The sequence below is a fragment of the Flavobacterium sp. TMP13 genome (assembly GCF_050847115.1).
Classification (GTDB): Bacteria; Bacteroidota; Bacteroidia; order Flavobacteriales; family Flavobacteriaceae; genus Flavobacterium.
In genome coordinates this window covers 1,156,088-1,169,526 of sequence record NZ_CP193656.1, presented here as the reverse complement: position 1 = coordinate 1,169,526, position 13,439 = coordinate 1,156,088, and the positions used below count along the sequence as shown (strand labels likewise).

The following is a 13,439-nucleotide window of genomic DNA, read 5'->3' as shown; positions in this document are numbered from 1 at the left end:
TTTAGAGGGGTTTCTAAAAAAGAGCGAACTCGTCCTTAAATGTTATTGTACTACAGTTGCTCTCTTGCGATAAAAAACAACTGCAGTTCTTTTATAATTTTGTTTTATACTTTTATTCGTTTTCGAGTTTCACCACCGACATTTTTTCATTATATGGTTTTGTCCCTTTATTTTCTAATGCTTTTTGAGCATCTTCTAATCCGTCAAATTTCTCATAATAGATGTAATACTTACTCGTATTGACATTGTAAAAGAAATTAATATCTGATCGTCCCGCTGCCACTGCTTTGGTTAAAAACTGATCTCTCTTCTCGACGCTATTATGAACGGCAATAATTAAATAATAACCGCTTTGTTCGTTCTTAACATTTTTAATGATCTGCATGTTCGATTGCTCTTCACCAAAATCAAAATCTGCTGCTTTTAAAGCAGTCGCACTTAATTTGGTCGTTTCCTTAATTCGTTTTAAGGCTACTTGATCTTGGGTATATTTTCCTTGATCGTTTTCAAAAGCTGCTCTTTTAATACGACGCTTGCGTTCGATTTCGGTTTCTGCTTTAATTTTTTCTAAACTAGCTAAGAGTGCAGCATTCGATTTTTCGGCTGCCAACTGCTCGGCCTTTAATGCTTCAATTTTTTCTAAGTACGACTTGTTGAGTGCATCATTTTTATTCGGCACTTTCTTAAGTCTATCGTTATATAATTTAGTCAAGTTATCTAAAGCGATTTTTTGACTTCTATTGACATCGCTAATTTGATTTTTCAAACTCTCTAACTGAGCTGCTTCTCCAGAAACGCTTTTGAACACTAATTCTTTTTGCTCTCTGTAAATTCCTTTTTCACTCAAGTCATTTTCTTCGCGCATGTCATCCAATTCTTTTTGTTTGTTTGCAACAGCAGCGTTTAATTGTGCAATTAAGTCAGACTGCGTTTTTGAGGTCGACCCAAAATTCTCCGCCAAGTTATCCATGGCTTTGGCCGTTTCGTCTTTCTGAACTGATTTGGCAGCTGCTATTCTTGCTGCTTCTTCTGCATCTAATTTTGCTTGTACAGCATCGGCTTTCGCTTTTGCATCAGCAGCAAGTTTTTCTTTTAATGCTTCGGCATCCGATTTAGCTTTCGCATCAGCTGTTAACTTCGCTTGAGTAGCTTCCGCATCAACTTTTGCTTTGATATCTGCCGCTAGTTTTGCTTGTAGTGCAGCTGCATCCAATTTCGCTGCAGCTTCGGCGTCTGCTTTCGCTTTCGCATCTGCTGCAAGCTTGGCTTTCAACGCTTCGGCATCAGATTTCGCTTTTGCATTAGCTGCTAACTTCGCTTGCGTAGCTTCCGCATCGACTTTTGCTCTCCTATCCGCCGCTAATTTCGCTTGTAATGCCGCTGCATCGGCTTTCGCTGCAGCTTCGGCGTCTGCTTTCGCTTTCGCATCTGCTGCAAGTTTCGCTTGAAGCGCTTCCGCATCCGATTTCGCTTTCGCATCGGCAGCTAATTTTGCTTGTGTAGCTTCGGCATCAACTTTGGCTCTCCTATCCGCCGCTAATTTCGCTTGTAGTGCTGCTGCATCGACTTTCGCTTGTGCAGCTTCGGCGTCTGCTTTCGCTTTCGCATCTGCAGCAAGTTTCGCTTGTAAAGCTTCCGCATCGGCTTTTGATTTAGCATCTGCAGCTAATTTCGCTTGCAATGCTGCTGCATCGGCTTTCGCTTGGGCAGCTTCGGCGTCTGCTTTAGCTTTCGCATCTGCAGCAAGTTTGGCTTTCAACGCTTCCGCATCAGATTTTGCTTTCGCATCGGCAGCTAATTTTGCTTGTGTAGCTTCGGCATCAACTTTGGCTCTGCTATCCGCCGCTAATTTCGCTTGCAATGCTGCTGCGTCGGCTTTCGCTTGGGCAGCTTCGGCGTCGGCTTTAGCTTTCGCATCTGCTGCAATCTTGGCTTGAAGCGCTTCCGCATCGGCTTTAGATTTAGCATCTGCAGCTAATTTCGCTTGCAATGCTGCTGCATCGGCTTTCGCTTGGGCAGCTTCGGCGTCTGCTTTCGCTTTCGCATCTGCAGCAAGTTTCGCTTTCAACGCTTCCGCATCAGATTTTGCTTTCGCATCGGCAGCTAATTTTGCTGCAGCTTCGGCGTCTGCTTTAGCTTTCGCATCTGCAGCAAGTTTGGCTTTCAACGCTTCCGCATCAGATTTTGCTTTCGCATCGGCAGCTAATTTTGCTTGTGTAGCTTCGGCATCAACCTTGGCTCTCCTATCCGCCGCTAGTTTTGCTTGTAATGCTGCTGCATCTAATTTCGCTTGTGCAGCTTCGGCGTCTGCTTTAGCTTTCGCATCTGCAGCAAGTTTCGCTTGTAAAGCTGCTGCATCCGCTTTAGCTTTAGCATCAGCTGCTAGTTTCGTTTGTAAAGCTGCTGCATCGGCTTTCGCTTTAGCATCAGCTGCTAGTTTCGCTTGCAATGCTGCTGCATCCGCTTTCGCTTTATTATCTGCTGCTAGTTTCGTTTGTAAAGCTGCTGCATCGGCTTTCGCTTTAGCATCAGCTGCTAGTTTGGCTTTAAGTGCTTCAGCATCAGCTTTGGCCTTAGCGGCGGCGGCAAGTCTTGCTTTGATCGCTTCTGCTTCTGCTTTAGTTTTATTATCTGCTGCTAAACGAACTTGATATGCTACAGCTGCTGCTTTTGCTTTTTCATCAGCCGCAATTTTTAATTTAAGTGATTCTGCATCAGCTTTAGCTCTAGCCTCAGCTCTAAGTTTAGCCTCAGCTGCAAACTTTGCTTGAACTGCGGCTGCATCAGCTTTGGCCTTTGTGTCTGCGGCTAACTTAGCTTGAAGTGCTTCTGCATCCGCTTTAGCTTTATCACTAGCAGATAATTTTGCTTGAACGGCTTCTGCATCGGCTTTTGACTTAGCGTCCGCTGCTAATTTTGCTTGCAATGCTTCAGCATCCGCTTTAGCTTTGTTGGTAGCTGCGAGTCTAGCTTGAAGCGCTTCTGCATCCGCCTTAGCTTTTGCAGCAGCAAGAAGTTTAGCCTCGGCAGCACGTTGCTCTGCACTCACACGTTGTACAGGTGCTTTAGTTGCAGTCGTTGCCGCTGGTTTAGGCGCCGGAGCTGGAGCAATTAAAGCACCCTCTTCTTCATCGTCACCGTAATAATAATTTTTACTTTTGAACTTATATGCTATTAAAAATTCATGCGAAGCACCAAAATTTGAAAAATTTCCTGTGCCTCTTTCGTAATTATATTCAATTGATATTTTTGGAGTAACATTGACTCCTAATCCTGCTGAAAAACCAAAAACAGTATTGTAGCCTACTTGAGCCCATGCCCCTTGCGGTATCATGAACATACCAACGCCAGAAATAACCATTTCATCCTTTTTGAATTCAGTTCGAGCCATTGCAGAAAATTTGCTTCGGTCTAAAAAGCCGTACGAATCTAAATATCCCGTGTACATACCATGCACTTGTACACTTTGCTCTGGGTCTTCTTTTACAATTTCTGAACTAGCAAAATTGTATAGCACTAGATTATGAACCGCTAGACCTACGTCCCAAAATGCATTTCCGTAATTGATTCCTGGATTAACCGCTAAAATGGTATTGGAAGGGATATCATTTAAAGATGGATCGGGTGTATTTACAATTACTTTTCCTTGATCTAAACCGCTTTTATAAGCAGATACATTTAAACCGAAGGTCAAATTGCTGTCTTCTTGAAGTACTAAATTGTGCGCAAAATTTGCAATAACACCAAAAGTGGTAAGCAACCCGTAATTTTGTTGAAAAACGCCTATACCTATTCCTTCGTTTTCTCTGAAACGACCCGAATAACTAAATACATACGTTTGTGGCGCATCATCAAATGCTATCCATTGTCTTTTGTTATAAAAACTTGCAATAGTAGATTGTTCTCTAACAAAACTAAAAGCTGGATTAACGGCAAAACGGTTGTACTTTATAGAATTCCTTATCGGCAGTGAAAACGAAACAACTCCATCCCCAGAATCAGTTTTCTGTGAATAGAGTGGAAAGGTAACACCGTAAAATAAAGTTATGAATAGTAAAATTTTCTTCATATTATTTTATAACCGTTATGGATCCTTTTCTAACTTTATTATCTTGTGTTGTAATAATATAGTAATAAACTGGATTTATATTTTTAAATTCGATTTCATTTGAAGGCCAATCATTTTGATAATTGGTCGTTTGCAAAATTACATTCCCATTACCGCTAATGATCATTACTTCTGCATTGCTACCGTTAACATATTCGTTTGGTAAAATCCAGGTATCGTTTACAAAGTCACCATTCGGACTAATTAAATTGGGAATATTTGGAACATCCGCAAAAGGATTGGAATCGTTAATAATAAAAGAAAGCTCTTTACTTAAGTTACAAGTTCCTTCTTCAGTTACTATTACTTTATACTTTCCTTTTACCTCAACCAAGTAATTGTTTAAATTAACTCCTTCAATTAGAGTCTCATTAAGGTACCATTTGTATGTAGGATTATTTGCATCTGTCGCAACAACTACATTAAAAGATTCGCCAGAAACAATCTGTTTTATTGCAGGACTCAAAGGTACATTAAGACTAGCAGTCATTTGATACTCTTGCAAGACGATAGAGCCATTCGCTTGACATCCACCATAATCTACTTTAACAGAATATTTTCCAGCTGAAGTTGCTGAAAAAGTTTTATTTGTTGCGCCACTTATCGCGACATCATCTTTTAACCATTGGTAACTTTTACCTGCTGTAGTGCTTAAAATTGTAGCTCCTAAAGTTGAACAGAAAGGATTGCCCAAGCTTGAAACCACGGTAGCAGCAGCAGTGGTATTAGCCTCTGTAACGGTCACGTAATTAGAATAAGAATCTGACGTACAAGTACCGTAATTAGTTTCTACATAATATACTCCTGGTGTGCTTACCGTGTAAGACCCTGATGTTGCAGTGGCAAGCAAAGTGGGAGGTAGCGATAATGAAGGTGTACTATTGTCTCGGTACCAGTTGTAGCTTAAAAAAGAGTATTGCAAAGGAGAATTTGTTACTCCATTACCATTTGAATCAATAGATAAAACATAGCTACCTCCTGCGCAATAAGTCGCAGAGGGAATAGTATTATTTATGGTAAATTGTGAGTCGTGTGCTTTGTAATAAGCGGGGAAAATACTGGACTTTGAACTAGTAACAGCAGGCTCTGTTGCTCTAACTCTAATCTGATAATTTTCGCCAGACGCAGTAACTGGAAGACTCAATATTAACGAAACTGCATTATTAGTAATTTCACCTTTTTTAGACTGATATAGAGCAGTAGGTATAGCAAAGTCGCCCTCGGGGTCGGACAACTCTACTATAAACTGATTGTTCGGATCTAATGGAGTAGAAGTGGAGAAATTAAATCTCACTTCAAATGAATTAAAGGCCGAGTTGGCACAAGCTTGACTAAAATCGAAATTAGGTTTTCCAATTTTTAGTGTTTGCGCGATTACTTTATTTGCTAATGGGGTTACCAAAAACAAAATAAAAAGAATTTTTTTTAACATTTGGGGGCTATCATTCTTTTATAAGATACTTTGGGCAAAAGTGATAAGGAATTAGCGACGAATCACTAATTCCTTACCTATTATTTATGTTTTTACTGAAATTAAAACTTGCCAGAAGCAGCAGTAATTTTTCCTAATTTGATTCTAAAATCTGGTCTCTTAGGATTCATGATATCAATAAAAGTTTCATTGTTATCTGTTTGTGAGTAGACGTTAAAAAAGATACTGTTACCGTACCAGTTTTCTAAATCTTCATTGTTTGAATTGTATTCTGTAAAGATATTTCCTTTACACATATTGAAATACATTTCTTCAATTTTGATTTTCTTTAAATTTTTATCGTTGATCTCAATTTGGCTGTTTAAAATAACGGCCGGATTAAATCCTGAAACTACACTTCTTTTGATTTCAAGAGCAGCGTCACTACCGATGTAAATGGCTTCTTTTACCAATCCTGACTGGATATCAGCACTAATGTTTTGACTGTCATTTAACATCGTAATGTTTGAAGCCGTAACTAAAGTTCGTTTTTTACTAAAATCTGTTTCTTCTTTTTTATCATATGAAATTACTTCCATACAACGAGATCCATCTTTGTTGCTCGTTACATAAGAAGAACGTACAGCAAGCGAATTAAATATTTTACATTGTGTTCCTTGAGTAAATTTAAAATCGTCATTCACCGAGTGATATGACACAAATTTAGAAAGACTTAATTCTCCACCTATAATTGCAAATGAATCTCCACCTGAATTACTTACCATTACATTCTCTAGAACAGTTTTATTTCCTACTCCAGCCAATGTAAGCGCATTCATAGCAGTAGAACCTCTTACTTTTTTACCAGCAAATTCTACACGAACATATCTTAAAATACCTGAATTACTTTCCACATTTTGACCGCCATAAATAGTTAAGGCCGGATTTAAATCGTAAGTAATAGAAGAAATCCCTCCAAATTTATTGATCGGTGCATCTCCTAAAATCACGATTCCACCCCAGTCTCCCGCTTTTTTTAAACCTTTACTAGAAGTAAAAACGATAGGGTCAGTTTCTAATCCGTCAGCAATAATACTGGCACCTTTAGAAATAACTAATGTTCCTTTAGTATCCGCATCACCTATAATAACAGTACCTGGTTCAATAGTAAGTACTGCATTATTTGTTACATATACTTGCCCTTGCAAAACGTAGATGTTTCTTTTTAATAACTTAGTATTTACCGAAATATTTCCAGCTAGTATTTGATTTGCTTCTCCATACTCAATTTTATTAGGTTTGAATTCAGTCCAATTGTTTAACCAATTGTTGTATCCAATAATTCCTTTTTCTTGTTGTGCATTTGCTGTGCAAACCATAACAAGTGTAATCCAGATAACATGTAATGATTTTTTCATGATATTGTAGGTATTTATGTTAATACTAAGAACATACGCATTTGAAGTCTTATTAGTTTTAAATAGAATAAAAAACTAGTAATTTACTTTCAAATAAAATGTTCTCACTATTATTTATGAAAGTAAAACTTAAAAGAGTTACTAATTGTATTCATTGAAAAGGTGTAATGACTTAATGGTATTTTCGTAAAATAAAATTGCTGCTACCAAATTATCTTTATCAGAATAGGGCATCATTTTACGTTGAAAATCTACGGTTACATTTAAGTACGAGTCTGTAGATGCTACTTGGCTGTCCTGAACTTTTTTATTTTCGTTATCCATAGGGATACCTAAATCTGCCATAGTTACACCTGGCTTGGTCGCCAATGCAATGTACGGTAGGGTTTTAGTTAAAACTTTAATACGTTCAATATACAGTTCAAGTAATTCTCCTTTTTGCATTCCTTTCAATTCATCTTGAGAATGGTATTTACGGATAATTGCAGTTGTACTAATTATACTTTGAGGTGCATTTTTATTTTGAGATGACATCACCTCGGTAGCTAATAATAAGAATAAGCTTAAAAAAATAATTTTCCCTTTCATAAATTCGATTTTAAATATTCATTAATAAAAACAAAAATATATAAATTAAGTTAATTTGCAACTTTATTGTGATAATATTTTAACAGAAGCAACTACTAATAGTGTTAATAAACAGCGTTCTGACGGCTAAAAGTGTCTTTAATCGAGCTTGGAAGGCTATTTGTTAAATTTTAACTACATAGGTAAATTCTTAAAATTTAACATCTTTTTAGCACTAATAACAGCATTAATTTAACAAAGAATATTTTCAATTGCTGCTGTCCTTCAAAAGAATATTAACAAAATACTGTTAATAAAGTTTTTGTGAAAAAATGCCTTAAGAAATGCTTTTCGAGGCTCCTGAAACGTCGATTTTTATAAAAATTAGCTATCGAAAGTTTAAGTCCCTTAAATTATTGCATAAATCATTTTCTGTTATCTTTGCTGCATGCTATTTTCAGATATATTAGGTCAAGATCACATTAAAACGCATTTAACCAAGAGCGCATCTATGGGGCGCATTCCGCATGCGCAACTTTTTATTGGCCCAGAAGGCAGCGGAACTTTGGCCATTGCGCTAGCTTATGCGCAGTATATCTTGTGTGGCAATAGCGACGGCGAAAATTCAAATGGAAATGCAGCTTGTAATTTAAAATTCGATTCGGTTTCACATCCCGATTTGCATTTTATTTACCCAACGGTAACCACCGAAGACGTAAAAACGAAACCTAAAAGTTTAGATTTTATTCAGGATTGGCGCAAATTTATTTTAGAAAATCCATACGGCGGTTTATTTGATTGGTATAACCTGTTGGGCGTACAAAACAAACAAGGAGAAATTCGCGTAGAAGATGCCCAAGAAGTACTAAAATCTTTCGCCTTAAAATCGTATGAGGGTGGTTTTAAGGTTATGATTATTTGGATGGCGGACAAAATGAATACTGCAGCAGCCAATAAACTATTGAAGTTATTAGAAGAGCCTCATGATAAAACCTTATTTATATTAATCTCCGAAAACGAAGAAGACATTATTCAAACCATTCGATCCAGATGTCAAGTACTTCATTTTAATGGCTTAAGTGAAGCAGTAGTTGCTGAAGCCTTAATTGAAAAGCATAAAATAGAAAGTAATTTGGCTCTTAAAATTGCGCATCAAGCACAAGGAAATTATAATAAAGCCGTGTCTTTATTGAACCAAGATGCTACTGAGGATCCATTTGAACAATGGTTTGTCGTTTGGGTTCGTGCTGCTTTTAAAGCAAAAGGAAATGCAGCCGCGATTCAAGATTTAATTGAATGGAGTGAAAAAATTGCTGGTCTTGGTCGTGAAAGTCAGAAAAAATTTATCGGCTTTTGTATCGAAATGTTCCGTCAAGCTTTATTGTTAAATTACCAAACGCCAAAATTGGTTTATATGCAACCTAAAGTAGCGAAATTTAAACTCGAAAACTTTGCTCCTTTTGTAAACGGTAACAATATAACCTCCATTTTTGAGGAACTATCCACTGCCATGTATCACATTGAGCGCAATGGAAATGCTAAAATTATACTAACCGATTTATCCATAAAACTAACCCGTTTAATTCATAAAAAATAACCTAATGAATAATGTAGCTTCAATTTTAATCTTAGCTTTTTTAACAATAACCTTTTTACAATCGGGTTATGATAAACTTTTTTATTGGAAAGACAATGTCTCTTGGCTTAAAGAGCACTTTGCTAAAACCCAACTTAAAAACCAAGTTCCACTAGCGCTCTTGCATATTTTGATTCTTGAATTAATTTCGAGTATCTTATGCATTGTCGGAGCCATTCAACTGCTTATGAATGATGGTCGCGAATACGGTTTTTATGGAGCAGTTTTTTCGTGTATTACATTACTAATGTTGCTTTTCGGTCAACGATTGGCCAAAGATTATGATGGAGCAAGAACCATCGCTATTTATTTTATTCCAGCTGTAATGGCTGTTTACTGGTTGAATTAAATTTCAACACTATTACATTAAAACATGCAAATGAGTCCAAAACATCCTTCAGAATCATTAACAATATTAACAGACTTGGTATTGCCAAGCGAAACAAACCCTTTAAACAACCTTTTTGGTGGTGAACTTTTGGCCCGAATGGATCGTGCCGCAAGTATTGCTGCTCGAAGACACTCTCGTCGTATTGTTGTAACTGCTTCCGTGAATCACGTAGCCTTTAACAAAGCAATTCCACTAGGTGCGGTGGTAACAATTGAAGCCAAAGTTTCTCGTGCTTTTAAAAGTTCCATGGAAATTTACATCGATGTTTGGGTAGAAGACCGCGAATCGCGTAACCGTACCAAAGCCAACGAAGCCATATATACCTTTGTAGCCGTTGATGATAGCGGCGTTCCTGTTGAAGTGCCACCAGTTGTTCCAGAAACTGACTTAGAAAAGAGCAGGTTTGAAGCTGCCCTGCGACGCAAACAACTGAGTTTATTGCTCGCTGGAAAAATAAAACCTGCGGATGCAACCGAATTAAGAGCCTTATTTTTGCCATAAAAATAAAGCCATTGTTTGTTCGAAAAAAAGAATTATTTTTACGAAAACTAGAACGCGAAAACAATCAAAATCAGACTTTTATTGGTACTGATTTGTATACTACAGAACAGATTTATAATTATTTAGATGAAAGAAAAAGAAAAAGTGAGTTCGGAGAAAGATGCTAAATTAAAAGCGTTACAGTTAACGCTTGATAAATTAGATAAAACATACGGAAAAGGAACCGTGATGAAAATGGGCGACAAGGCCATTGTTGAAGTGGAAACTATTTCTTCTGGTTCTCTTGGAATCGATTTGGCTTTAGGAGTAAATGGATATCCAAGAGGTAGAATTATCGAAATATACGGACCTGAATCTTCTGGTAAAACAACCTTGACACTACATGCAATTGCGGAAGCTCAAAAAGCAGGAGGAATTGCTGCATTTATTGATGCGGAACATGCATTTGATAGAAATTACGCCGAAAAATTAGGAGTGGATATTGAAAACTTGATTATCTCTCAACCTGATAATGGAGAACAAGCCTTGGAAATTGCTGAAAATTTAATTCGCTCGGGAGCGATTGACATTGTCGTAATTGACTCCGTAGCTGCCTTAACTCCAAAAAGTGAAATTGAAGGCGAAATGGGAGATTCTAAAATGGGTCTTCATGCACGTTTGATGTCACAAGCTCTGCGTAAATTAACAGGAACCATTAGCAAAACAAATTGTACAGTATTCTTTATCAACCAATTGAGAGAGAAAATTGGTGTTATGTTCGGAAATCCTGAAACGACAACGGGTGGAAATGCACTAAAATTCTACGCTTCGATTCGTTTGGACATTCGTCGTTCGTCTCAAATTAAAGATGGGGACAACGTAATTGGAAACAGAACTAAAGTAAAAGTCGTTAAAAACAAAGTAGCTCCACCATTTAAAATTGCCGAATTCGACATTATGTACGGAGAAGGAGTTTCGAAAACAGGTGAAATTTTAGATTTAGCCGTTGAGTTCGAAATCGTTAAAAAAGCAGGTTCTTGGTTCAGTTATGGCGAAACTAAATTGGGACAAGGCCGTGATGCTGTAAAGTCTTTAATTAAAGACAATCCTGAAATGGCCGATGAATTAGAAGTAAAAATTAAAGCACATATCAAAGAATTAGCGAACGCATAATTTTTTAAAATTGAAAAGCCCGAAAAAATTTTCGGGCTTTTTTTATTTTTCACGCAACCTTTTTTATAAAAGCTACTCTTACAAAAGTAACGTCATTTGCTTGTCTAACTAATCTTTTGTAAAATGCTACTAACCAAACCTTTTTTCAGCAGAAAAACCAGAGTGAAAATTCGTCGTGTATTTACTTTTATATCCGAAAAAATTATTCATCGATAACATTTTGATTGTGAACTAATTCAACTTCTCTTTTCCTTTTTTTTCGCAACTGAAATTTTAATAATTGCTGGTAAATTAGCTGGCGGCATTCATCCCGCAAAGCTTTGCGATCTTCTGCAGTTTTCCCTTGCGTAGCAATTTCGGCATGAATTTTTACTCTCATTTTTCCAGGACTCCCACTAAAAAAGGTATACGAAAATCGTTTTTTATTGTCTGCATACGTAATGGGTACAATAGGAATTTGATGTTCAATCGCTAATCTAAAAGCGCCATCTTTAAATTCGTCCAATACAATCGATTCGTCGTCTGGTACTCCACCTTCCGGAAAAATGCAAATGCTAAGTCCTTGTTTTAAGCGACTTTGAGCGCGAGCAAAAACGTCCATCTTACTTTTCGAAGACGTTCTATCAACCAAAATACAGGTCCGTTTATAAAAAAATCCAAAAAGCGGAATCTTCACCAACTCTTTCTTACCTACAAAAACAAATGGATTTTTAACCACAGCCAATGTCAACATAATATCGGTCATTGAGGTATGATTGGCAATGATCATATAACTTTTACCTTTTTGCAACCGTTGTTCTCGCTCCACTTTATAGTAAAACCCCATTCCGAATAAAATAAATTTAGCCCAAATTCGAGCCATTTTAAAAAAATAAGGATAGCCACTTTCTTTTAAAATGGAAAGAACTAAAAATGGAAACATAATTAGAATTGGAATCGCCATTAAGACGTAAAACCAAATGCGATACAGAATCCAAAAAGGCTTTTTGAGAAATTTCATTTATGGGGAATATAGTTTTTAATGTTGAAATACGTTCTGACTTCTTGTTCTAAAGTTACTTACAAAAAAAATCTGTAAGCCTAGATCAATTTTACAAGGCTCAAATGTAATAAAAGAGCGGTGGTATTTAGTAAATTAATTCAGTTTCCAAAAACTTTTACGAAATTTGAAAAAAACTTTGCGAACTTCGCAGATCAGAAAAAATTATAATGGCAAAAATACTTACGGGCGTACAAAGTACGGGAACGCCACATTTAGGCAACTTATTGGGAGCAATTATTCCGGCAATCGAATTATCGAACAATCCAGGCAATACTTCTTTTTTGTTTATCGCTGATTTACATTCCATTACACAAATAAAAGACGGCAAAACGCTGCGTAAAAATACCTTTAGCGTAGCCGCAACTTGGCTGGCTTTTGGTTTGGATATTGCCCGAGTAACTTTCTACAGACAATCAGATGTTCCTCAAACGGCCGAATTAACGTGGTATTTAAGCTGTTTTTTTCCGTTTCAACGCTTAACGCTTGCTCATTCCTTCAAAGATAAAGCAGATCGCTTAGACGACGTTAATGCAGGTTTGTTTTCATATCCGATGTTAATGGCTGCTGATATCTTGTTGTACGACGCGGAATTAGTACCCGTTGGAAAAGACCAATTGCAACATTTAGAAATTACACGCGATGTAGCTTCTCGTTTCAACCATCAAATGGGAGAAACTTTTGTCATTCCTGAAGCAAAAATTCAGGAAGACAGCATGTTGATTCCCGGAACCAACGGCGGAAAAATGAGTAAATCGGCCAATAATTTCATCAATATATTTGTGGATGACAAGACGTTGCGCAAACAAGTAATGGGAATTGAAACCGACAGTACCCCTTTGGAAGATCCTAAAAACCCGGATACTTGTAATGCTTTTGCTATTTATTCGTTACTAGCCACAGCATCGCAAATTGCCGAAATGCGAGCGAATTATTTGGGTGGAAATTACGGTTACGGTCACGCCAAACAAGCTTTGTTTGAATTGATATGCGAGAAGTTTAAAACTGAAAGAGAAAAATACACCTACTACATGAACAACCTTGATGAAGTTGATGCTTTGTTAAAAAAAGGCGCTGAAAAAGCCGCGTTTGTAGCTAATGGTGTTTTGCACCGCGTGCGTGTTAAATTAGGATTTGAAACCAACTAAAAATAATTACATAGTATAAAATTTTCCCTTTTTGAGCCTTGACTTTAAAAGGGATTTTTTTTACAGTT

The 13,439-nt window shown here is 37.1% G+C and carries 10 protein-coding genes; 5 read left to right on the top strand and 5 right to left on the bottom strand.

The features are described from left to right. Positions 1 to 112 precede the first annotated feature (112 nt). From ACRASX_RS05125 to ACRASX_RS05110, 4 genes are all read right to left on the bottom strand, one after another. On the bottom strand, positions 113 to 4,069 hold the full coding sequence (locus ACRASX_RS05125) for a PorP/SprF family type IX secretion system membrane protein (protein ID WP_432222643.1): 3,957 nt from the start codon (positions 4,067 to 4,069) through the stop codon (positions 113 to 115). A gap of 1 nt (position 4,070) precedes the next feature. Beyond that, the gene (locus ACRASX_RS05120) at positions 4,071 to 5,540 is read right to left on the bottom strand and encodes a gliding motility-associated C-terminal domain-containing protein (protein ID WP_432222642.1); all 1,470 of its coding nucleotides are present in this window, start codon (positions 5,538 to 5,540) and stop codon (positions 4,071 to 4,073) included. Positions 5,541 to 5,641: 101 nt separating this feature from the next. Next, entirely contained in the window at positions 5,642 to 6,937 is a 1,296-nt protein-coding gene (locus ACRASX_RS05115; RefSeq protein WP_432222641.1) for a hypothetical protein, read from the bottom strand. Positions 6,938 to 7,078: 141 nt separating this feature from the next. Next, a complete protein-coding gene (locus ACRASX_RS05110) occupies positions 7,079 to 7,525 on the bottom strand; it encodes a hypothetical protein (protein WP_066312219.1) in 447 nt (148 codons plus the stop codon). A 427-nt stretch (positions 7,526 to 7,952) separates the two neighbouring features. Here ACRASX_RS05110 and ACRASX_RS05105 point away from each other — a divergent pair, with 427 nt between their 5' ends. The 4 genes from ACRASX_RS05105 (at position 7,953) to recA (ending at position 11,184) form a co-directional block, all read left to right on the top strand. Continuing rightward, positions 7,953 to 9,101, top strand: a complete 1,149-nt coding sequence (locus ACRASX_RS05105; protein WP_432222640.1) for an ATP-binding protein — start codon at positions 7,953 to 7,955, stop codon at positions 9,099 to 9,101. 4 nt (positions 9,102 to 9,105) lie between these two features. Continuing rightward, on the top strand, positions 9,106 to 9,489 hold the full coding sequence (locus tag ACRASX_RS05100; protein ID WP_432222639.1) for a DoxX family protein: 384 nt from the start codon (positions 9,106 to 9,108) through the stop codon (positions 9,487 to 9,489). A 30-nt stretch (positions 9,490 to 9,519) separates the two neighbouring features. Then, complete coding sequence (locus ACRASX_RS05095) at positions 9,520 to 10,032, top strand: acyl-CoA thioesterase (RefSeq protein WP_066313485.1); 513 nt, start codon at positions 9,520 to 9,522, stop codon at positions 10,030 to 10,032. Between the two features lie 144 nt (positions 10,033 to 10,176). Beyond that, the gene (gene recA, locus ACRASX_RS05090) at positions 10,177 to 11,184 is read left to right on the top strand and encodes a recombinase RecA (RefSeq protein WP_157492766.1); all 1,008 of its coding nucleotides are present in this window, start codon (positions 10,177 to 10,179) and stop codon (positions 11,182 to 11,184) included. Between the two features lie 202 nt (positions 11,185 to 11,386). On the opposite strand, the gene ACRASX_RS05085 is transcribed toward recA, so the two are convergent. Continuing rightward, complete coding sequence (locus tag ACRASX_RS05085) at positions 11,387 to 12,184, bottom strand: lysophospholipid acyltransferase family protein (protein WP_432222638.1); 798 nt, start codon at positions 12,182 to 12,184, stop codon at positions 11,387 to 11,389. A 209-nt stretch (positions 12,185 to 12,393) separates the two neighbouring features. On the opposite strand from ACRASX_RS05085, the gene trpS reads away from it, so the two are divergent. After that, positions 12,394 to 13,371 (top strand): tryptophan--tRNA ligase, encoded by a 978-nt coding sequence (gene trpS / locus ACRASX_RS05080; protein ID WP_432222637.1) that lies wholly within the window; start codon positions 12,394 to 12,396, stop codon positions 13,369 to 13,371. Positions 13,372 to 13,439: the final 68 nt, after the last annotated feature.

Coding starts and splice junctions, on each gene's coding strand:
- ACRASX_RS05125 (WP_432222643.1), bottom strand. CDS start 4,069: ATGAAGAAAATTTTACTATTCATAACTTTATTTTACGGTGTTACCTTT.
- ACRASX_RS05120 (WP_432222642.1), bottom strand. CDS start 5,540: ATGTTAAAAAAAATTCTTTTTATTTTGTTTTTGGTAACCCCATTAGCA.
- ACRASX_RS05115 (WP_432222641.1), bottom strand. CDS start 6,937: ATGAAAAAATCATTACATGTTATCTGGATTACACTTGTTATGGTTTGC.
- ACRASX_RS05110 (WP_066312219.1), bottom strand. CDS start 7,525: ATGAAAGGGAAAATTATTTTTTTAAGCTTATTCTTATTATTAGCTACC.
- ACRASX_RS05105 (WP_432222640.1), top strand. CDS start 7,953: ATGCTATTTTCAGATATATTAGGTCAAGATCACATTAAAACGCATTTA.
- ACRASX_RS05100 (WP_432222639.1), top strand. CDS start 9,106: ATGAATAATGTAGCTTCAATTTTAATCTTAGCTTTTTTAACAATAACC.
- ACRASX_RS05095 (WP_066313485.1), top strand. CDS start 9,520: ATGAGTCCAAAACATCCTTCAGAATCATTAACAATATTAACAGACTTG.
- ACRASX_RS05085 (WP_432222638.1), bottom strand. CDS start 12,184: ATGAAATTTCTCAAAAAGCCTTTTTGGATTCTGTATCGCATTTGGTTT.
- trpS (WP_432222637.1), top strand. CDS start 12,394: ATGGCAAAAATACTTACGGGCGTACAAAGTACGGGAACGCCACATTTA.